Annotated in this window: 17 protein-coding genes and 1 tRNA gene; 7 read left to right on the top strand and 11 right to left on the bottom strand. The window is 46.9% G+C overall.

From position 1 onward, the window contains the following. The first annotated feature begins 361 nt into the window (after positions 1-361). A complete protein-coding gene (locus FOE74_RS15370; protein ID WP_149099508.1) occupies positions 362-916 on the top strand; it encodes an RNA 2'-phosphotransferase in 555 nt (184 codons plus the stop codon). A 130-nt stretch (positions 917-1,046) separates the two neighbouring features. Here the strand turns inward: FOE74_RS15370 and yjjX are convergent, their stop codons facing one another. Next, a complete protein-coding gene (gene yjjX / locus FOE74_RS15365) occupies positions 1,047-1,592 on the bottom strand; it encodes an inosine/xanthosine triphosphatase (protein ID WP_149099507.1) in 546 nt (181 codons plus the stop codon). Positions 1,593-1,996: 404 nt separating this feature from the next. Between yjjX and FOE74_RS15360 the strand changes: the two genes are divergently transcribed. Further along, positions 1,997-3,316: a hypothetical protein gene (locus tag FOE74_RS15360; RefSeq protein ID WP_149099506.1), complete on the top strand. Its 1,320-nt coding sequence runs from the start codon at positions 1,997-1,999 to the stop codon at positions 3,314-3,316. A gap of 431 nt (positions 3,317-3,747) precedes the next feature. Next, a tRNA-Glu gene (locus FOE74_RS15355) sits at positions 3,748-3,819 on the top strand. Positions 3,820-4,668: 849 nt separating this feature from the next. On the opposite strand, the gene FOE74_RS15350 is transcribed toward FOE74_RS15355, so the two are convergent. The 5 genes from FOE74_RS15350 to FOE74_RS15330 form a co-directional block, all read right to left on the bottom strand. Further along, entirely contained in the window at positions 4,669-5,778 is a 1,110-nt protein-coding gene (locus tag FOE74_RS15350) for an MBL fold metallo-hydrolase (RefSeq protein ID WP_149099638.1), read from the bottom strand. A gap of 602 nt (positions 5,779-6,380) precedes the next feature. Further along, a complete protein-coding gene (locus FOE74_RS15345; RefSeq protein WP_149099505.1) occupies positions 6,381-6,860 on the bottom strand; it encodes a cyclophilin-like fold protein in 480 nt (159 codons plus the stop codon). A 52-nt stretch (positions 6,861-6,912) separates the two neighbouring features. After that, the gene (locus FOE74_RS15340) at positions 6,913-7,401 is read right to left on the bottom strand and encodes a cupin domain-containing protein (protein ID WP_149099637.1); all 489 of its coding nucleotides are present in this window, start codon (positions 7,399-7,401) and stop codon (positions 6,913-6,915) included. 155 nt (positions 7,402-7,556) lie between these two features. Next, complete coding sequence (locus FOE74_RS15335; protein WP_149099504.1) at positions 7,557-8,654, bottom strand: alpha/beta hydrolase; 1,098 nt, start codon at positions 8,652-8,654, stop codon at positions 7,557-7,559. A gap of 42 nt (positions 8,655-8,696) precedes the next feature. Next, entirely contained in the window at positions 8,697-9,266 is a 570-nt protein-coding gene (locus tag FOE74_RS15330; RefSeq protein WP_149099503.1) for a sugar O-acetyltransferase, read from the bottom strand. Positions 9,267-9,369: 103 nt separating this feature from the next. On the opposite strand from FOE74_RS15330, the gene FOE74_RS15325 reads away from it, so the two are divergent. Together FOE74_RS15325 and FOE74_RS15320 are read left to right on the top strand one after the other, a co-directional pair. Then, positions 9,370-10,197, top strand: coding sequence for a helix-turn-helix transcriptional regulator (locus FOE74_RS15325; protein WP_149099502.1), 828 nt, complete (start codon positions 9,370-9,372; stop codon positions 10,195-10,197). Between the two features lie 522 nt (positions 10,198-10,719). Next, complete coding sequence (locus FOE74_RS15320) at positions 10,720-12,387, top strand: gliding motility-associated C-terminal domain-containing protein (RefSeq protein ID WP_149099501.1); 1,668 nt, start codon at positions 10,720-10,722, stop codon at positions 12,385-12,387. A gap of 1,023 nt (positions 12,388-13,410) precedes the next feature. Here FOE74_RS15320 and FOE74_RS15315 read toward each other — a convergent pair. The 5 genes from FOE74_RS15315 to FOE74_RS15295 form a co-directional block, all read right to left on the bottom strand. After that, positions 13,411-15,195: an arylsulfatase gene (locus tag FOE74_RS15315; protein WP_188686825.1), complete on the bottom strand. Its 1,785-nt coding sequence runs from the start codon at positions 15,193-15,195 to the stop codon at positions 13,411-13,413. 442 nt (positions 15,196-15,637) lie between these two features. Continuing rightward, positions 15,638-16,651 carry a CobW family GTP-binding protein gene (locus FOE74_RS15310; protein WP_149099499.1) on the bottom strand — a complete coding sequence of 338 codons (1,014 nt, stop codon included), beginning with the start codon at positions 16,649-16,651 and terminating at the stop codon, positions 15,638-15,640. Then, positions 16,641-16,961, bottom strand: a complete 321-nt coding sequence (locus FOE74_RS15305; RefSeq protein ID WP_192576623.1) for a hypothetical protein — start codon at positions 16,959-16,961, stop codon at positions 16,641-16,643. Before FOE74_RS15305 ends, FOE74_RS15310 begins: the two co-directional genes overlap by 11 nt. A gap of 11 nt (positions 16,962-16,972) precedes the next feature. Beyond that, entirely contained in the window at positions 16,973-17,869 is an 897-nt protein-coding gene (locus FOE74_RS15300; RefSeq protein ID WP_149099497.1) for a polysaccharide deacetylase family protein, read from the bottom strand. A gap of 110 nt (positions 17,870-17,979) precedes the next feature. After that, entirely contained in the window at positions 17,980-18,786 is an 807-nt protein-coding gene (locus tag FOE74_RS15295; RefSeq protein ID WP_149099496.1) for a carbon-nitrogen hydrolase family protein, read from the bottom strand. Between the two features lie 449 nt (positions 18,787-19,235). Here FOE74_RS15295 and FOE74_RS15290 point away from each other — a divergent pair, with 449 nt between their 5' ends. Beyond that, on the top strand, positions 19,236-20,201 hold the full coding sequence (locus tag FOE74_RS15290; protein WP_149099495.1) for a GlxA family transcriptional regulator: 966 nt from the start codon (positions 19,236-19,238) through the stop codon (positions 20,199-20,201). Between the two features lie 67 nt (positions 20,202-20,268). Beyond that, positions 20,269-21,777: a serine hydrolase gene (locus FOE74_RS15285; protein ID WP_149099494.1), complete on the top strand. Its 1,509-nt coding sequence runs from the start codon at positions 20,269-20,271 to the stop codon at positions 21,775-21,777. Positions 21,778-22,068: the final 291 nt, after the last annotated feature.

Raw genomic sequence — 22,068 nt, 5'->3', positions numbered from 1 at the left:
TCTCTCTAAAAAGTAAAAGCCCGGTCATACCGGGCTTTTACTTTTTAGGAGGTTTTCGTACATCCAGTTTGGAGAATGCAAGTTTGAAGATTAGCTGACCGCACTTGTTTCAGCTTCTTTTCTGAAAAATCATTAGAAAAGCCTACTCTTTCCCTATTTCAAAGAGACAAATATACTCCTACTCTGTTTCTCTGTCATTCTGAAAGGTTCTTGGGAGCGAACGGTAAGAACGGTTTAAAAGAGCCTTTCTAGTTCGTCCACAAGATCCTTCCAGAATGCCAATGGGTATAGTTTCAATGGGTTGTTATTACCATATCAAAATCGGTATAATCCATCTGCCATCAGGACACATTTGAAAGGCATGAAAGACAAAGACATCAGTAAATTCCTTAGTTTGGTCTTGCGGCACAAACCGGAAGCCTTGGGCATAGTACTGGACCCGGAAGGCTGGACCAACGTGGAGGTTCTGTTGCAGAAAATGCAGGCCAGGGGAAAAGGCATTACCCTGGAGAAACTTAAGGAAGTAGTAGCCACCAATGACAAACAACGGTTCTCTTTCAATCAAGACCAGACCCTGATCAGGGCCAGCCAAGGGCATTCTCTGGCAGTAGACCTGAAATTACAGCCCCTCGCGCCACCACCCGTCCTGTACCACGGCACGGCGCAGCGGTTCGCCGCCGCCATTCAGCAAGAAGGCCTTAAAAAACAGAACCGGCAGTACGTGCACCTTTCCGCGGAGGTTGAAACGGCCATGAAAGTAGGCGCCCGGCACGGAAAACCCGTTGTTTTTCTAGTGGAAAGCGGACAGATGCACCAAGACGGCGTTGACTTTTTCCTTTCTGAAAACCACGTCTGGCTCACCCACTTTGTGGCCCCCGTCTACTTGAAAACACATACCGGTCTTGCTCTTCCTTAGCTTATCCGGCCAATGGTTTTTCTCCTTGTTTGTTCAAAACAGCCGCGAAACAACCAAGCACCCTTATCAGGACATTCGCTAAGAGGGGTGTTTTCACCGTAATTTTCAAAAAGGGTAGGCAATACAAAGATTAGCGGGCATACAACTCTTCTTGCAAGAAAGGAAGCAGCGCCAGCACCACGGCCTGCTCATACAGCTCTTTTCTGGTGAGGGCACCGTTGGAGAGGATGCCTATGGCCCCGCCCTTCTGCTTGGAGTTCAACTGCCGGAAGATCTGGTCATTGGCACTGCCCAGCTCCAGGCCCTGCTGCACCAGCTCGGCTACGGCCGGAGGCAGGAAAAACGTGCCGGACCGGGCTTTTCCCTCGATACTCTGGCCCGCGATGACCACCCAGGCAAACGTAGCTAATTCCCCTTGCACCACCTCTACGCCTCCCTCAATCCCCACCCAATAATCGGCGGAAGGGTGTGCTACGCGGGCATTCTGGACCCGGTTCAAGGCTCCCTGCAGTGTCTCTTCCTCTGTCATGGGTTGGTCTGCCACCTCTGAAGGAACAGAAATCCCCGTCACCGTAAACGCCTGGCTCGGCATCATGCGCTCAAATCCGGAAAGGGCGGCTTGTACTTTCACCGGGTTGGTGGAAGAAACCACCACGCTTTTTTCTTTTGTGTCCATGTTATTGCTATGTGGGCCGCTGGTTTCTTACCAGAAGCCACCCTTTGTTTTATCCTCAGGCGTTCATCAGGCGTTTGCCACCTCTTTTTAGTAAATGTGGGCCAAAGATAAAGGGTGGTAGGAACATCTGCCGGTAAACCTTGGTCTTTACCGGGCGCCGTTGGGACCTGAATACCCCGCGCTACGCCCCTGCTTTTGCGGGGCCGCTACAAATTATCCTAAAAATACAAGACTTCGCCCGGAAGCTTTGCGTACAAGCTTCGGTGGCCAGACCGTTATAACTGGTACCTCCCCTTGCCAGGCTGTCACCTCTGTGCCGGCCTGGTAGTACTAGGTTTTGCTTTGCGCGAGCGCCCAAAGCAAAGGAACGTCTTCTTTTAACCATAGAAAGAACCTAACTGGCTATGCAGGTAACCGAAAAACTTAAGACATATTACCATTATTACCAAGATTTAAAGGAGAAAGGCGGCCCCGAAGAAAACACGGAACTGTTTGAATCAGTGGTGGAACTGGAGGAAGACATCATGTCGGTGTTCGGGCTGCCGCCTTCGCACACCCACCTGCAGATCCTTTGGCAACTCACCGAGGCGGTGCCCCTTTCTGAGGAAGCCATAGAGGAAACCGAGCAGCAGTTGAGAGAAGCCGCTACCGAGCACCTCATGGCGCCCGTGAAAACGGACCTGGAGGTGTTATTGGAAGCCAAGACCGAGAAACTGAGCGCCTTCAACGTGCTGCCTGAGATTGGCCAACCCACCCATGATTATCCCATTTTTCTGTTTGAGGAAATGTTGCTCAAAAGCAGGGCTACCCCTGAGCAAGTGCTGCAGGAAATGGAAAAAGTGAAAGAATTGGACTGTTATGGAGAGGTGGCCACCCTGCTGTACAACCACCGCAAGTCTTTCAGGAAAACCAAGATTTACAAAAAGCTGAAGCCGCAGCTCCAGTTCCTGGACACCTACCTCCTTCAGCTCCAGGCCTTAGGCGACAGCAGTGAGCACAGCATTTTTGTGTCTAGCCTTTTCCAGAGGGAAGACAAAGATGCCCAGCTACTGGCCCAGCTAGCGGCCCTGCCAGAGATTGACCTTCCCCAGGAAGACAACATAGATCCTTCTACCTATTGCCCAGAGTCCATCCTGCTGGCAGACACGCTAGAGATAGAGAAGATCGTATACGGCGAGGATACGGCGGTGACCGTGAATGGCCTGCTCCACACAGGAACCGTGCGCAAGAGGATTTCCCTGGGTTTCGAGTTTGAGGACCTGTACGCCCTGTTCACCCATTACCTGGGGCACGACCAGCAAGTACTTCCCCCGGCCCCTCAAAACCCCTCTTCTGCTGCTTCTGACACCCCGGTGGTGGTTATGCTGGAAGACGCTACCGGCTGCACCCTGCTGGTGGACCAGCATACGTTCAAGGTGTATAAACCCTTGGTGTTGGGCGAAGACGGTACCCACCAGATCATGCAGGAGGAGTTTTACCTGGTGGAGGAGGTTTTACCCAAAGGTGCCATGGACAAAGACCCAGCGGAGGTATCCCAAAAGAAACTCCACACTCTTTTTGGCCAGCTTACCAGTGGCTACCAAAAGTACCTTACCTCCTATGAGGCCGGCCTGTCTGAAAGGGAAGCCCGTCAGGTAAGCGGCTTGGACCATCCTGTTTTGTTTGAACTGGCCCAGCACCTACATACGCTTCAGCAACTGGGAAACCAGCCCGGGCTGAAGTAATACCTTGCCGGAAGTTCCTCCCAAAGTCCTTCCACCGCTTGGGAGGGTTTTAGCAAAGCCTCCCTTTTGAACCTCCGTTTAGGGCGCGTTTTAGGAAAACGGGCCTTAAACGGTGGCTTCCTTAAAATGGAAGAAATGGTCTTGCGCACTGCAAAGGTAAGCCTTCTGGAATATTGGCTTTCCTTAATGGACGATAGAGACCATTCCGTTTCCGGTTTTGACGGGTGAACCTAAGTTCGTTTTTGGCCTGTTTCCAGAAAAACAGGGAAAGAACTGAAAAAACTTTCAGGATGGCTCTAATTTATTCTTCCTCATTTTCAAGCCCTTGAAGGAAAAGGTTAGAAAACGGCCTAAAACCAGAACTTTTTTTGGCCCTAGGTTTTGCAAATCAAAATCACCCCGCTATATTTGCACCATCAAAACCGAAAGATGGTCCGTTCGTCTAGGGGTTAGGACACCAGATTTTCATTCTGGTAACAGGGGTTCGATTCCCCTACGGACTACTAAAAGGCCCCTCAGTTAACGCTGAGGGGCCTTTTTATTTCACTTCGGACACCAATTAAGGTTTCCACTGCACCAATGGTTCTTATATTCCGCAAAACTTAGTTCCTTCCTTTAGTCAAAGCACGGCACCCAGTGTCCATTTAATACCTCTTATTCCCTCTGCAATCCAGCTTTGACATGAATCCTCTGCTCATGTTCCATCCATATATAAGTAAATTGAACATAGGACTGAACATCATATAATCCACCGATAATTTAGTAAACGGCATATATAAGTAAATACCCTGCATCGATAACTGGAGATTGAAGAATAGGAAGCTGGCTTTTCTCCACCCTCATCGGCTAAGGCGAAGGCCCTTATTGAATCTAGGGAATCTTTAGATGCAGTCTCTCCTATCCATCTCATTTTTTAAAAGCGATCTTTGATTTATGAGACGGCAAAAAGAGAAATCAATGTGCCAATTAGGGCAGATAACGGAAGCCCCTGCCCTGTCTCAGGAAACTGCCGTTTAACGGGACAGGTGAAAGCTAACGATTAGCGGACTGGTGAGGCTTGAAAGCACAGAGCAGCACAAACCACTCAACTGACAATAAAGATGGGCTACACGGCTCAAAAGTCATTGTATTGACAGATGGTTCTTTCCTTTTAACTGACGTAATTTCTGGTATTTGCTAGACTTGAAGCGAAAGAACTTAAGTAGAAATGCAAAGAACCTAGTATTTAAAGCAGGGATTATATTGAAGTGTGATTTCCTGAATATCTATATTTTTACCGGAAGTCTGCCAGCATCTTTATACTGTTCTCAGGCACCTTGCAACCATAGGTGACTTTTATCCATGTGATGTATCTATTTGCGCACCCACCATTTTTCGGTTGGGGTTATCCCCGGCACCACTTTCTGTCCCATGATGGGTGTCACAAGTCCTATGTTGTTTCGTGCCGCCAATTCAGCAACCATGTTGATTGACTCATCCCAAGCATGTAACGCCAGATCAAAGGTCGAAAAATGGATAGGGAACAAGAGCTTAGCGTCTACCTCACGGGTGGCTTTGACTACCTGCTCTGGAAAAAGGTGGGTATTGGGCCACCCGTTGTTCCATGCATCTATCTCCATAAAAGCTAGGTCAAAGGGACCGTACTTGCTACCGATCTCCTTGAAATGCTCGCCGTATCCCGTATCGCCGCTCCAGTACAGATTCTTCTCTTTGCCTTTGATTACATAGGAAGCCCACAGCGTTTTGTTTCTGTCATTATAGCTTCTTCCAGAGTAGTGCACCGTAGGGGCAGCGGTTATCTTCAGTGAACCATGGGTGACAGATTGATGCCAGGCCAGCTCGGCAATCTTATCCTTCGGAACACCCCAACCCTGCAATCTGGCTCCTACGGCCAGCGGCACGATGAACTGTATGTTTTTATCTGCTAAAAACTTCATGGTCTCGGTTTCCAGATGGTCATAGTGGTCATGGGTGATGATGACAATATCAACCGCTGGGAGTTCTTCCCGATGCAAAGGAGAGACACTCATTCTTTTGGCAATCATAGGTAAAGGACCCGCGTTCTCGAACACTGGGTCTATCAAAATACGTTTCCCGTCCAGCTCAATGATAGCAGTGGAATGCCCCAGCCAATACGCGGCAAACGGAGAGGGTACTCCCGAAAAGTCCTTTTTTGTTAGTACCTGTCTCGGGAGTTCATACACTGGGGCATTGGGAGATTTTGTGAAGAACCTCCAGAACCCAGATTTACCCCCAGTTACCTTCTCTTCATAATACACGATCTCCTTTGGGCTTACAAATTCATTTTTTTCAGGTGAATAATAGGCATGTTTGGAATATGCTCCTAAACGTTCGTCACTAGACTTTAATTTGCCAATTTGATTATTCACATAACAACCAGTTCCACCTAAAGCAAGGAGAACGACGGTAACAACAAGGCTTAAGCTATATTTTTTATTCATTCTGAAGTTTATAAACATGAAGTGACAATTAGAAATGAAGTCACCTAGAAGGTTAGAACATATTTCTAGATGACAACAACGGTTGATTATGCTTTAGAGGAGTATATCCAGTAGAAGGTGCCAAAAATCACAATAACCAATCATCACTCAAACACTTGGTAAGAGCAGAGTGTTTCTTTTGTTTGTATTCTTTCAGAATTCCCCAAAAGAAAATTTTTATCCTCCATTAAAAACGGGTACATCCAGGTCATGAGCTAAACTAGAACCCGAGCTCAAACCTGACGGTAGCCAATCTCAATACCGATTCCTGAAAAATTAAAAATCTTATACTTAACCACTAATTATCGTCTATCAGCTAGATGCGATATATAGATATATACCTGAGTATACCTGATTTTCCTATTGGTTATTAAATTAAGGCTGAACGCAGCTACCGGGACCGGCGTCCCTGGCCTTCCTACCAATGTTAAATCGCCATCTCTGCAGCCTCTGTTCCAATTTTATTTGCCATAGAAGTGGATTTTTAGAGGTGTATTGGGAGAGGGATTTATTTGATATACTGCTTTCGCTGACCTTTTCCAATCCATCTAAAGGTCTTAGTTTTATTGAAGCTCAAATGTAATGGTGACGTTTCCAGACCCCACTGCCGCAGCAAGTCCTAAAGGATCGTTGATGCGCCCTAACCTAGTGTAGCTATAAGAGGTAGAAAAGCCTTTATAGAATAGCACCAGAGTTTTAGAACCATACAGCATCAGATCGCCGGTTTGGATTGCTCCTGGGTTAGAGGCATTTGTAGGGAGACTGGCTGACAGATCAAAATATTTCTCATTACCGTTTAGCTCTCTCATATCAACAGTCATTGGCAACCGGGCTTTGAAGGCCGCTGCAGCAGCGTTATCATGGAGCGTTGCTGTGAAGGTGTTAGACCCAATCTTAATTTTCATTAGGCTACCTGAAGGGTTATTGTTTCCATTATCACTTTCTGTATCCGGTCTATCAAGTATAGGGGCATCTTTATCACATGATGCATAGCTCACTAAAAGAGTAAATAAGGAGAGGATTACTATCAATGGGTACTTCATAGTGCCTATGGTTTGTTTTAAATCATGTTTGCCTCAGCAAGGCATCCGCAACCTAATTCTCATTTTGATATTCTTCGTCTGTGACAGGGTGTAGCCATTTCACAATCCCTTTCTCTGTTTTGGGTAGAATGTACATTTGTTGCATTCCGATAGTGGGGCTTGCGCCATGCCAGTGCATCACATTGGGCGGACACTTCACCACATCTCCTTTCTTAAGAGCCTGCCTAGGCTCACCCTCTATCTGGTGGTATCCCTCACCATCTGTGATGATTAAGATTTGCCCGCTAGGGTGTATATGCCAATTACTTCTGGCGCCAGGCTCAAAATATACGTTACCTACCAGGGTATTGTAAGTGCTGTCATTATCAACCACCCCGTAATTCCAAGCCTTGCCAGTGAAATTCTCTGCTGGTCCCGGTTCACCTTTCGGAAAGATGGCTTGTAATTCATTCACCTCCCCTGCTTGAGGAATTGTTTGTTCCTTGCAACCAAGGGTCAACAAGGCTGCGATAAAAAATGCAGCCTTAAAGGGAGCTTTCATTGTTCTTAGTCTCATACCTTTTTAATTAAGGGTGTCAAATGTTAGCCATTCTGCCATCAGCTCTACCAGGGTAAGGCTGATGGCAGAATTAAGTCTGTAATTGTGTAATAAAGACGTGGTGATTTACTCTTCACCGATTAGCTTCTCTTGCTTACTTATTTCAAGTTTTGCGTGAAGAAGGATACCATTTTGTCAAAGGGAATCAACTCTACTTTGTCATATAGATCAACGTGGTCTGCCTTGGGAACAATAACCAATTCCTTTGGCCCGGATAACATTTTATACACATCTTCAGAGTAATAACGTGAGTGGGCATTCTCTCCAGCTATCAACATTACCGGACGGGGGGAAATCAACTCAATGTTTGCCATCATCGGGAAATTGAAGAAGGATGTTGGTGTTGTGGCTGTCCACGCCGTTGTGGAGTTAATCGACCTGGGGTGGAACCCACGCGGTGTCCTGTAATAATCGAAGAAAGAGGCTAAGACGGGGTTCTGATTTTGGGGAAGCGTCTCAGGAAGCACTCGGTCTCCTTTGACAACATTGCCCTTTTCGTCAAACGGAACCTCGTGTAAGCCCAAGGAATACTTACCGTTCTCGGCATCTGCCCAGCGCTGCTGGCTTAGGTAATCAATCACTTTTTTGCGCTGCTCTAAGGTATAACTGTCCTTATGACTGCGACTGATGCTACGGGACATATCATACATGGAAGCCGTGGCTATCGCTTTAATACGGGTGTCACTGGTGGCAGCGGTAATCTCCATGCCGCTCAAGCCGCAAATCCCTACAGCCCCTATGCGTTCCCGGTCAACGGAGGGCAACAAGCCTAGGTAGTCTACCGCTGCGCTGAAGTCCTCCGTGAAAATCTCAGGCGAGCCTAGGTTACGGACTTCCCCGCCGCTTTCGCCTGTAAAGGAGGGGTCAAATGCCAATGTAACGAAGCCTCTGGAGGCCAGTTCGTTCGCGTAAAGCCCCGAGGACTGCTCTTTCACCGCACCGAACGGCCCGCTTACGATAAGTGCCGCCAAACGCTTACCTCCGCTATTCTTAGGGATGTATAAGTCGGCTGATACTGTGATACCGTAACGGTTCTTGAATGTTACCGCCTGGCGGCTAACCTTGTCGCTTAATTTAAAGGTAAACACCTCTTTTTGTTCTGCGCTTTTTACGATTTCCTTTCTTTGTTTGGTCTGAGAATGGGCTAGTCCAAACAGTAGGATGGACATAACCGCTATACTTGCTATTCTTTTCATTTCAATTTCAGTTTGGTGAATTCTCCCTTAGAAAAAGGATACTTACTCTATTGTCTTGATAACTCTTGCCGGGATTCCGCCTACAACGGTATTGTCTGCCACATCTTTGGACACCACTGCACCTGCCGCCACCACAGAATTTTCGCCGATGGTCACGCCTGGAAGAATGGTGGCGCTGGCACCAATCCAAGCATTCTTCTTGATATGGATTTTACCTGCAGTAAGGGTTTGTCTTGCGGCGATAGGAATAGGATGCCCTTCCGAAAGCAGGCTTACCTTAGGGGCAATCATTACATTGTCTTCAATGGTGATGCCTCCCAAATCCAGGAAGGTGCAGTCGAAATTGATAATTACACATTTCCCGATTCTGGTGTTCTTTCCGTAGTTGATTTGAAAGGGAGGGAAAACAGTGGTAGTCTCTTCAATCTGAGAGCCGGTGATGATATTTAACAACTCCCTGATCTTCTTCGAGTCTGCTTCGCTGTTCAACTGGATGAGCAGTCTTCTGGTCTCGCTACAGGCGCTGTCGATCTTATGATAATCTGCATCATTGAACGGAACCGCTTCACCCGTCAGTAGTCTTTCAAAAATATCTATGTGTTGCCTTTCCATCTTCGTGTCATATTTTACTTATGCAAAGATACTAGCTATACTTGTCTGATATATTACACTTTTAACGTGCATAATGTCACATATTACATATCCTTCAATTATAATGGACATAATAAAAAAAGATAGCATAGTTTTGTTTGAAGTGCTTGGCAATAAGCATCTTCCTGAATATTTACAGAATCGTTTTCACATTCATATCTTCTGCCACCGAGGAAGGATATCCTTCTCTTTTAATGACAGGCCATATAAATGCGAAGCTGGGGAATTTGTGTTCTGGTTTGCTGACAGCAAGCTGACAGGTTTGACTTTTTCTAAAAATATAAAAGCAACAGTCTTGTGTGTGGAAAAGGATTTCCTAGATTTTAATATTCCTGACCAAAGGTGGAGTATCGATGCTCTACTTCACTCGAAAGAAAACCCTGTTCTGCATCTGAGCAATAAAGACGACAAGAAGAGGGTGCTTTCAAATTTCCAGCTCTTGCACTCTAAATTCTTGGAGACAGACCATCGTTTTTACAACGAGGTCTTGAGTTTGCAGATGCAGGTATTCATTTTAGAGATGTGGCACACGTTTGCTAATGAGTATGAACACCGAAAGCGAACCTTAGAAAGTGGGACCCATTATGAGCGTTTCATGCAATTGGTGCAGGAACATTGCATGAAAGAGCGGGAAGTTCATTTTTATGCCAAAAGGCTTCACATTACCGCTAAACATCTGAATTACATCTGTAAACAGAACACGGATGTGACCGCCTCTGACTGGATACAGCGCTATACCAAAGAAAGGATCATTCTTCTTTTACAAGACAAAAACCTGAACATTTCCCAAATTGCCGATGAAATGAATTTTTCAAGCCGGTCATTTTTCACTCGGTACGTAAAAAAAATATTGGGAATCACTCCTAGTGATTTTAGGAATCGATTGGGGTAATATTAATTGAATGGCTATTAATTAAATACTCTCCCACCACCTTTACGCAAACCTGAGGAATCAGCTAGCCTATAACGCAAGTTATGTTTATTAGGACACCTTTAAGGCAGTCTCCTCCTCTACTGCAATAGTCTTGTAACAGGGCCATATCTTTGTGGATAAGGTTCGATAATTCACTCCTACTGACTACTAAAAAGCCGCTTCATGCAAATGAAGCGGCTTTTTTTATTTTTAAGCCATTCCATTAACGACCATAATCCAGGTCACAAACGAAACCAATGCTAATAACGCTTCTATTTTTAATTTGGTAATTTGCCTATATCTTACGAACACATTCTCTAAGCTAAAATCCAGCTATTTTAACGTACCTCCTAAAAATTAAAAAGCTAAACGGTATTTTCTATTCAAACGCTGTAGAGAAAGCGCAGCATTTGATTATGAACCATACTTAAGAATGTTTCATAACTTATTCCTCAGAAGATCTAAGTTTATTTATTGCTTCCCATACACATTCTTCTCCGCATGCCCCATCTAAACAGGCTTATATTTTCATTGTTTTTACTGCTTTTCAGTAAAGTTTATCAAGCAAGTGGGCAAGAAGCACAAAGGCTTAAACGCTTAGGCAGTGAAGAGGAAAACGCTGTCACTTCCGCTACAATGAATGCGGCAGGCGAATTAATCATGTCTGGCTCTTTCATTTATGGAAAGGGTCAAATGCCAATTGATAACGTCCTTTTAATAAGCAAAGCCCCGAAGAATGCCAGATGTGGCTTTTTAGCGAGGTTCAAAGCGGACGGAAAAGTAGAATGGAGTCGTATTTTGGAAAGTAACAGATATGGCGCATTTGAAGATATCGTCCTTGATTCAGAAGGAAATATTTATGCCCTTGGTAGCTTTCATGGGGAGTTAACTTTTAGAGATAAAACATATACCGAAGATTCCTACATTCCGCGCTATTTTGTTGCCAAATATGACGCTTCGGGTAATCCATTGTGGTTACAGTATGTCCCTGGGGAGGTGAACATAGAGGTTGTATTTACCATTGACACCAAAAACAATCTATACTTTGCGTGCCGCCAAGGCAGATCAACTAGTACTTCTGTAATAACTACCCGGCTGGTACTCTACAAATTTGACAAGGACGGAGCCCCGCTGTTAGAAAGCATTCTATCCAGCAACACAACCTCCGGAGTTACCCACCTCCGTGACATTATTGTGGATTCTAAGCAACAGCCCATTATTACGGGGCAATTCATGTTTTCAATGATTATTGGGAGCAAACTGTTGGAAGGCCGCAATCTGGCAAATGCCTTTCTACTTAAATGTAATGCTGACGGCTCCGTTAAGTGGGCCGCCCAGGTGGGAGAAAGTGAGCAATATAATTTACCTACTAGCTTAGTTTTAGATGAACTGGAGAACATATACTTAACAGGCAGTTTCTCGCATAAATCTGACAATATTTCTTTAATACAAAAATATCATCCGGAAGGGGCAAGAACTTGGAATTTTCAGGTTGCTAGAAAAACCACTGTCGAAAATACTGGAGGCATCTATGCAAGTGCAATTAAGTTGAACAAAGAAGATAACTCCATTCTTTTGACGGGAGCTTTCAAAGGAAACGTCACCTTTGGAAACACTTTCTTGACCACCCAACAAAGAGCCACAGATGGAGAAGCCTTCTTGACAAAAATACAACCAGACGGCCAAGTGGCGGGGGCGCTGCAATCTAATTCAGACGGCACAACTATACCATCAAAGCTCTTTATAAATCAACAAAAGGAGTTTTACTTGGTAGGTATTACCGTTTCCTCCACCCTTCAGTTGAATAATGTGATTTCCACAAAACCCACCAATGACTTAGACATATTCTTATATAAAGAGAAACTCTCTATTCTTGATCCCAAATTAGTCATTGAGCCTGAACCCGAGGAAGAGAAACAAATAACTATCCCTAATATTTTCACACCCAATGGTGATGATAAAAACCAATTCTTTGAAATTATCAATTTGAATAAAGACCAAAAGAATTCTTTGGTACTCTATAACCGTTGGGGAAAACAAGTATACCACAGCCCTTCTTACCAAAACAATTGGGAAGCAACCGGGCTGTCGGACGGAACCTATTTTTACATTCTATACCTGGAAAAAGAAAATAAGACCATGAAGGGTTGGGTAAATATTGTTAGATAGGAGGCATTTCTGATCCAGATTCAGTGATAGGAAAACCATTATGAGTAGATCACTCCTTATGGACCTTTTGCGTCGGATACCTAAAAGGGCATCTGACCAAATTCGTGCACCTGATTGAGGAGAAAAACCCCAAACGCTTTCGGTGACCAAGTACACGCTATTAATAGGTATTTCCTACAGAAATCTATCTGGCAGCACCGGCTAGCTTAAGGGAAAGCCTCCTTCCAGATGGTTCAAGAACGACTGAGGTTGGAGACACAGCTGCTTTGGCTGCACTCCAAAATAAAAAAATTAAAAAGATGGGGTACAGTGTGAGTTTAGATAACCTTTCCTACTTCGTGAATTACTTCTAGAAGCATACAAAGCTCATGATGCAGAGTTCAGGAAGTAGATATTCTGTTCCAGAAATTCCTGGAGCAACTTAAAGTCATTGTGAATAAGGTTCAATTATTCACTCCTCCGGTCTACTAAAAAGCCGCTTCATGCAAATGGAGCGGCTTTTTTCTTACCTTTGGAGTTTAATTTACACTTCACCCTCTAACACTCCATAAAAAAATTTAAGGAGTTTGGAAACAGCCCAGACAATTGGATTGCCATCTTCGGGTAGGGTGACTATAGGCACCCGATTCACAGAGTTCCTCCCCGCTGCCGGAAATTTCAAAAATATAGGGCTGGTTATTTGCCTTAAAGGCAATCTGTAAAAGCTCTGGCCCGTCAAAAATATCCATTTACCGGCTCTCTTGAAGAGTCAAAAGAATCTCCGTGGTCTACTTCAACTTTGCCAATTGCACAAAGCATCAAGTTTGCCTCCATTCGTTATAATAAATAAGCGTCTAAACACGAACCCCGGAAAAAGGAAATAGAAATTGATTTCCTAAAACATATATAAAGCCCTAAAACCATCCTAAAGCATTTTTTATCCACGATTATAGCAATTAGGATTAGCTTTTATTGCGGCTCTTCTTTAGCCAGGTAGGGCGGCCTTGAGAACAGGCAATTCAACTTACAAGGTAATTTTGAATCTTACTCTCCACCACGTACCAGATCCAACGCAGCTCTTCCCAGGAGGGCCTGGTTTGCGGAGTCCAATTCTGCTTTAAAGAAGTTTTTTGGTCCCAGCACTTCAAAGGCTCTGCCCCCGTGAAATGGGATGTAACCCACTGACTGCGTATAGCCCATCCAGCCGCTCAACATTTCGTGGAGCTTTTCCGGGTGTTGCAGAGCAAGGTCACGTTGCTCTCGGGGGTCCTCTTTCACGTTAAATAGTTGCCAATTCCTTCCTTCCCCAAATGGAGGCATCAGAAACCGGATTTTCCAGTCGCCTTTGAGGTAAGCTTTATTTTCCAGGCTCTCAATCCCAAACCCAGTGTCCTTGTCCCTTACGGTACTTCGTTTATTGATTAACATTTCATTAAAGGAAATACCTGTCATGGCGGCTAACTTGTTGTTTTTAAACGTATCTGGGCGATTGGTCCCTGTGATATCGAGCAGCGTGGGCATAATGTCAGTGCCTAAAATCTTATTGGTGGCATCCACTCCTTTCAGGGTAACGCCCGGCCCGGAGATAATGAAGGGTACCCGGACACCCCCCTCGCCCGTAGTGGTTTTAAAATAAGAATATGGCGTAGCGGTTACCTCTGCCCACGCCCCTTCCAGTGAAACGAAAGAGTCCGGGTTGCCCATGTTTTCCAGGCTGTTATTAAACGGCTTCATGTTTGTTTTATAAAACGAAGGGTCTTTGGGGTTGGCGCCGTTGTCACCGATCAAGATGACCAGTGTATTTTCCAGCTTGCCTGCTTTTTGCAGGGTCTCCAACACCCGGCCGATGTTGAGGTCCATGATTTCAATCATGGCGGCGTAGAGTTCCATCCTACGGGCCTGTAACTTTTTCTCCTTCTCTGAGAGCTCATTCCACTTTTTATATTCTCCTGAACCAGGGTTCATCGGAAGATCTTTGGCTATCAGGCCCAGCCTTTTCATGTTGTCCATCCGAACCTGGCGGATGTGGTCGTACCCTTGGTCATATGCTCCCTTGTACTTATCCTTCCAGTCGGCTGGCACATGCAGTGGATCGTGGGGCGCCGTAAAAGCCAGGTAGCCGAAGAAGGGCGCATCGTCCTTCTGCTCGGTGATGTACTGGATCATTTTATCGGCGTAGTAGTCAGAAGAGTAAAAATCATTCGGCAGCTTTTTCAGCTGCACGCTGTCATCATAATACACAGTGTGGATTACTTCTTCAGGCCCTAACGGGAAAATATTATTGAAGTGACTGACTCCTCCACCCAAGAAGGAGAAACTGCGTTCAAAGCCTTCCTCAAACGGCCGCCTTCCTTCTTCGTGCCCCAAGTGCCACTTGCCACTCATGTAGGTGTGGTAGCCGTTTTCCCGCAAGGTTTCGGGCAGGGTCATGACCCGGTCGTTCAGATACCCCTCATAACCGGGCTGCTGGTACTGGCTGGCAGCCTGAAATGGAGGCATGGCACCAACACCGCTGATGTGGTTGTCCATACCGGATAGGAACATGGCACGGGAGGGGGCACAAAGTGGTGAAGTATAGCAATGTTGCACAATCAGGCCGTTACTAGCCAGGCGTTGGATGTTAGGGGTGCGGATCTCTCCGCCGAACGGCGACAGGTCTGAGTACCCCAGGTCGTCTACCACGATAAATAGGATGTTAGGCTTGTTTTTAGGGGAGGAAGTCTGGGAATCAGCCTCGTTCTGGTCTTCAGATGTACGGTTTCCGCAGGAACCTATCAGGAGAAGACACGCAGTACAAAGCAGGTAAAGGAGAAAGGATGTCGTTTTCATTCTTTTCCGTTGAATAGTTTGGGCTTGATAAGGCAGCATGATCTGGAACAAGGTCCATCAAGTGCAGTTAATGAGCACCGGGGGTACTAGGTGGCGAAAAGGCTACAGGAGCAGAGAGGAAGAGCTTTAGATTACAGCGGCACCTTTACCTAACGTAGCGTTGCTGTAAAATAGATGAAGTTCCTAGGTCATCTAGTAACCCAAATGATTAAGGTTCGTCAGCGCTTAAAGCGCAACTTTGCATGCGTAAAAGTTATTTTTACGACTATAGAATCACTTTGTTCATCAAGATCTTAAAAATAAGAGGCAGGCGTTTAGCGACAGGAAACTCAGAATTGTTACCCTCTCTTTTCCCATATGTTTATATAATTGCTATGGTTTGCCCTTTCGCCAGACCCTGTCTAGGGCGGCCTCAAACAGCAGGTAGCTGCTTAGTTAAATATTACTGAAGTATCTCCATCTCGGGCATGTTGTGCTTTACATCAAAGGCCTTTTGAAAAGCTTCTAAAGAGGTTAGTATTTCCTCTGGAGAGACCGACCGCATTATAAAAACCAAAGTAGACACCCGTTCCTCTGAGGGCCAGGCCTCCAAGTGATTTGGTGGATGTATAATGTGCTGGACCCCGTTCAGTATCACAGGGCCGGCTCCTCCAATGTCCAGCAAACCTTTCACCCGCATAATATCTTCTCCTTTGGCGTGCAGCAACATACTCAGCCATAAGCCAAAAGCCGTCCAGTCCAGCGGTTCCCGGAAAGTGATGGACACGGAGTTAACATCCTGCACATGCGTTCCCTTCTCCTGGAAAACGGGTGCGGGGTCTGCTGCCCTTTGCCTGATGGTAACAGCCGGGCTGAACAGCAAGGCAGCATCAATAACACCATGGACGGCGGTATGCCTCCCGGCGGAAGGGTTGATAACCTGTAATTCCCTCAATAGTTGCTTTACCTCTTCGCCGGGTGCCAAGTCTGTTTTGGTAATGATAAATTTGTCCGCTACCAACGCCTGTTTTACAGACTCTGGCTGGCGCCGCAAATGAAAGAGTCCGTTCACGGCATCTACCGTAACGATCACATTCTGGATATGAAAATGATGCTGCAGCACCGGGTGCGATAATACTGTAAATACAATAGGCGCCGGATCCGCCAGGCCCGTGGTTTCGATGACTACTTTGCTTACGTCCCGCTCCCCTTTTTGTACCCTGTTAAGCAGTTGAGTCAGTGCCTGCACCAGGTCATCCCGGGTAGAGCAACACACACAACCGCCCCCTAATAGGATGGTGCTTTCCTCTACCATTTGCAGCAGGTGATGGTCTAGGCCTACCATGCCAAACTCGTTTACCAGCACGGCTGTGTCTTGCATTCCCTGTTGCCGCAGGGCGTGCTGCAGCAGGGTAGTTTTGCCACTTCCCAAAAAGCCTGTCACGATGGTAACAGGCAGCTTATGCTTAGCAGACATCTTGTTTCAATTTCGCAATCAGGACGGTGTCCAGGGGGTTTAGGGTATACCCTGCCAGTTTTTCCGCAGCTGGCCAAAGGCCACCCAGGTCGTCTATGATCTCCTGCCGGCCTTTGCGGTCGCTGAGGAGATACTTGCTTCCGTTCCATTCCTCTACTTTTAAACCGTAATGGCAGAGTATTTTGTTAGCCAGGCTGGCCCGGTGCAGGCGTTCTCGCCTGTAAAGCCTGAGCTGGTCTCCATCTGGTATACCTGCCCCGGTACTTTTGTCGGTCCAATGCACCTGCAGGATGGCTCCTGTACATAACACGCACATAGGGCTTATACTTGGCTTTGCTTGCTTCTTGGAAAGCGGCGGGCAAAGTCATCGGCCATCTCGTCGCAGGTTACCCAGCGCACGCCCTCATGGCTGTTGATGTACTCAATCAGCCTTTCGTGCATGAGCAAAACCTGGGGCCGTCCGCTTACGTCGGGGTGTATGGTCATCGGGAAGACAGCATAGTCATGCTCGCGGTATACCCAGTCGAACTGATCCTTCCACATCTGCTCAATGTCCCGGGGGTTCACAAAACCGTGGCTGTTGGGAGATTTCTTGATAAACATCATCGGGGGCAGGTCATCCAGGTACCAGTTTGCCGGAATCTCTATCAGATCCGTTTCCTTTCCCCGCTGCAAGGGCTTCATCCAGGAAGCGGCCTGCTGGGTATAGTCGATTTTGGTCCATTTATCCCCCACGCGCACATAATAAGGATGGAAGTCGTTGTGCATCAGGCTGTGGTCATACTTAATGCCATTTTTAAGCAATAATTCGTTGGTGATGTTGGAGAACTCCCACCACGGCGCAACGTAACCGGTAGGCCTGCGCCCCGCTACTTCTGTTATGAGGTCAATACACCTGAGCAGCACGTCTTCCTCCTGCTGCGCAGTCATGGCAATCGGGTTCTCGTGGGAATAGCCGTGAACGCCTATTTCATGGCCGGCCTCCACCACCAGGCGCGTCTGCTCCGGGAAGGTCTCAATGGAATGGCCGGGGATAAACCAGGTGGTTTTGAGGTTGTACCTGTCAAAGAGCTTCAGCAGGCGGGGCGTACCAATTTCACCGGCAAACAGACCACGGGAGATATCGTCAGGGGAATCTTCTCCGCCATAAGAGCCGAGCCAGCCGGCAACAGCATCCACGTCTACCCCATAAGCAACGAGAATTTCTTTTCTAGCCATCGTTCCGAATTTTTACCTGTCCAAGTCCCCCGGAGTACACCGGATCGTATATTGAAAGTACGCAGGCCGGAAGGCATAGTTCAGCGATACAGTATCTGTTTATCAAGGCTTTACCCGTATAGCTTGGCAAAGAGAGATCTGTTCATGTCACGGAGGTACGGGAGCCGCCTACGCTGCTCCACCACTTCCCGAAGGTCTATCTCCGACACAATCACCTCGTTCTCTTCGCTGGCTTCGGCTGTTACTTCGCCCCAGGGGTTCACAATGCAACTTCCGCCTCCGAACTCGGTCTCCTCCTTTTCGGTGCCGGTGCGGTTTGCCGCTATGACATAGGCGCCATTCTCCAGCGCGCGCGATCGGGTTGCTATTTTCCAGGCATACCCCCGGGCTTTGCCGAAGGCCGAAGGGTAGAGAAGGATATCGGCCCCCTGGAGCGCCAGCACGCGGGCCCCTTCCGGAAAACCAACTTCGTAACAAATCTGCAGGCCAATGTTGCCGACCGCTGTCTGGAACACCGGAAACGCATCGCCCTTGGTAAAGCGAATGCTCTCTACATCCCAGAGATGGGTTTTGCGGTAAGTGCCCAGCAGCTCTTCTGGCCCTACCAGCACAGCCGTATCATACACCAGCCCTTTGCTCAGACTCTGCTCCAGTATGGCGGCTGCTATGTATACACTATGTTTGCGGGCCAGGTGTTGCATCCATTCCACGGTAGGGCCGGGTATGGTTTCTGCCATTTCCACATCCCGCTCCTCTACCCGGTACCCGGTGTTGAACAACTCCGGCAATACAATCAACCTTGCCCCTGCCTTCAATGCCTGCACCACCAGCTTTTCAGCTTTCCTAAGATTGGCTTCCCTGTCACCCAAAACGCAATCCATCTGGACTGCCGCAACTTTTATTTTTTCTGATTCCATAACCCTATCTTTTCAGAAATCACACCTTTCCTTTCTTATCTCTTACGTGAGCGGGTGGGATTGATGGTTGAAAATGCATTTGGAGTTTCAGGAAAAAGATTGGTAGGCCTAGATGGAAATTATACAGTAAGAACACCAGCTCTTTTGGCAGCTCACCGCCTTTTTATAGTTTCCTGTTACCTCTAGCTCCTTAGTCTCCTTTATTACCCAATTCAATTAAAGAATGAGTCTACACATTTGGAGCTGGTACAGTTTAGAAAGCCTGCGTCACGGGCATCAAAGGCGAAACCCTCCTATATCTGGTGGATCTTGGGTATATTCGCCAAAAAATAATCTACTCCATTCTATCAGGTCTACCTACCTGCGAATGTACTGCTGAGGGACCAAGGCCAGGCCTGCCACTATTGAGGCAAATTTCAGCATACCCAAAAGCCTTCCCTACCCAACAAATGAAAATCCTGTTCTTAGTACCACCCCAAGTTCACCTCCTCGACATTACAGGGCCTGCCCATATCTTCTATGAGGCCAAAGTATTTCACCCTGAACTGGAGTTGTGCTTCTTCTCTATAGACCCTTCCGTTGAGGTGGAAAGCTCGGCAGGCCTGTTCTTCTCAAGATTGACTCCGTTTGAGTCCTATTCCTTAGGGAAAGGGGATTACATCTTCATTCCGGGAATAGAGTATTCTGTCCTCTCAGACCCTGCCTTTCTCCAGGCTTCCCAGGGTTTCTTTGAGTGGCTGCGGGTACAGCAGGCGGCAGGGGCCACCATCTGCTCCGTCTGTACGGGGGCGTTCCTTGTGGCGGAGGCGGGCCTGTTGAACCAGAGAAACTGCACCACGCACTGGGCCTATTTCTCCCGATTCGCCGCCAAATTCCCTGAGGCGGAGCTGAAGCGCAACCGCTTATTCGTAGAGGACAGGGGCATTTTCACCAGCGCAGGCGTCAGTTCTGGCATAGACCTTTCGCTCTTTATCCTGGAGAGGCTGTATGGCCAGCGGCTTGCTTACGAAATAGCCAAAATCACGGTGGTCTATACCCGTAGGGGAAGCGATGATCCTCAGCTGAGTGTTTTTCTGCGCCACGGAAACCATCTGGAGGACAGGGTGCACGCCGCCCAGCAGTACATCTTTGAGCACCTTGGGGAGAAACTGCCAACCGCAACCATCGCTGATCAGGTAAATATGAGCCCACGGAACCTCACCCGCTTGTTCAAAAAGGCGACCGGTCTGACGATAGGCGAATACCTAAATAAGGTGCGGGCAGAAAAGGCCAGTCATTTGCTAAGAGAGGGTCATAAGCTGGAGTATGTAGCTAGCCAGTGCGGCTTTGAGGGGGTCAGCCAACTCAGGAAGCTTCTTAAGGCTGCCCATGAAATGGACGGTGAATTGATCAGTATCCTTGTTTTGTCCGAATAGGCGCCCTCTATGTCCTTCTTGTCTCTTTCTTTAGGCGATACCTTTGCCCCGAAGAAAGAAAACCAGCATGAAGAAAGTTACCCTTACGTTCCTATTACTCCTCCTTTTCATCACCTCCCACGCCCAACTGGACCCGCGTCTGCGAGGCATCACAGAAAAAATAGAGAAAATTCTCAAGGCCACCAATACCCCAGGGTGTGCCATTGCCCTAGTGGAAGGTGACAAAGTGCTCTATACCCAGGGTTTCGGATATAGGGATTATGAAAATAAGATAAAAGCTGATGCCAATACCCTTTTCCCCATTGGTTCTACCACAAAAGCCTTTACCGCCGCCCTTCTTGGCCAGCTTCGGGAGAAAGGAGCACTTACATTTGAAGAAAGTCCAAAAAAGTATGTGCCGGGGTTAAGATTCTACAATGACCAGTTAAACAATTCGCTCCTTGTGCAGGACCTGATGAGCATGCGATCGGGGCTTGCCCTCCATGACAAGGCCTGGTCAGGATTTCCTGTGAGCGATAGGGATAGTTTGCTGAGAAGAATCGAATATCTTGAGCCCTTTACCCCCTTGAGGATGAAATGGAATTATAGCAATTTCTCCTATTTCGTTCTGGGAACCATCACCGAAAAGCTTACTGGAAAACCCTGGGAAACAAATGTAGAACAAGCGCTTTTCAAACCCTTGAAGATGACCAGTTCCACCATTGGGGTAAAAAGCCTGACCGAGCGCCCCAATGTGGCTTTAGGGTATAACTTCAGTAACAACCGGCTGGAGAAAGTAGATTATTATGACCTTTCTGCCATGAACTCCGCTGGCGCAATAAACAGCACGGCCCAGGATATGGGGAACTGGCTGCTCACCTGGGTCAATAAGGGAAGATTTAACCAAGAGCAGGTCCTGCCGGAAAAATATGTGGAAGAGGCCATGAGCCCCCACGTGGTTATGCCGAAGGGGTATCTAGCGGAAGAGGAGTTCCCGGCGATATATGCGGCAAGTTATGGCTACGGATGGATAATCTCCGATTACAAAGGACATTACCGAGTAGAGCATGGGGGCAGTATAGATGGGTTTAGGGCAACGGTTGCCTTTTTCCCGAATGACAAGGTTGGAGTGGTCGTTTTAACGAACCAAACTGGCTATGAGGCGGCGATGATGATCAGAAACACGCTGATGGATTCTATGCTGGGTGCCAAGAGAACAGATTGGCTAAACATCTATCAGAAAAACCGGGGAGTGAGCCCATCTGAGGCTAAACCCCTTGCTACCTCAGCAAATCCTGCTCCTCCAGCAGTCCTAAATCCCCAGGAACTCCATCAGTATGTGGGGACTTATGCCAATCCCGGATATGGGAGCATCAAACTCTTTTCTGAAGACGGCTCCTTGTACACCTATTTCAGAAAAAGAAAGGTAAAAATCGTTCCTGCTTTACCAGACACCTTCCATGCCCTTTCCACTGTGTATCCTTATAAGCGGGTAATGCCGCCACTCCAGTTTCAAAAGGATAAAAAAGGCACTATATCCTCCTTGTTCATCAAATTCGAATCAGACTTGAAAGCAATCGAATTTAGTCGTCAGTGACCGCAGCCCTATCGCTCCATTTTCCATGGACAATCTACCGGTGTTCTTAGAAGACCATAATGCCAAAAGAGAATTCTTGAGTAATTAATGAGAATGTAACTGGAAACTGTGCTATTAAAGTTTATTGTTTGGGAGACATCAGCCCTGGTCCATGGTGAAAGAAGGTCTATCAGAAAATCTCATGGATTTCAGAACTATTTAAATGCCATAGTCTTGCAAGTCAATGGGGTATTTTGTGCTATGATTTTGGTTCTCCTTTTATATCCTGTCTAACAGACCGGGAATATTTAT

This window comes from Rufibacter glacialis (assembly GCF_008271745.1).
Taxonomy (GTDB): Bacteria; Bacteroidota; Bacteroidia; order Cytophagales; family Hymenobacteraceae; genus Nibribacter; species Nibribacter glacialis.
Note: the sequence above shows the minus strand (reverse complement) of the source record. Positions and strands in the feature narration are given on the sequence as shown.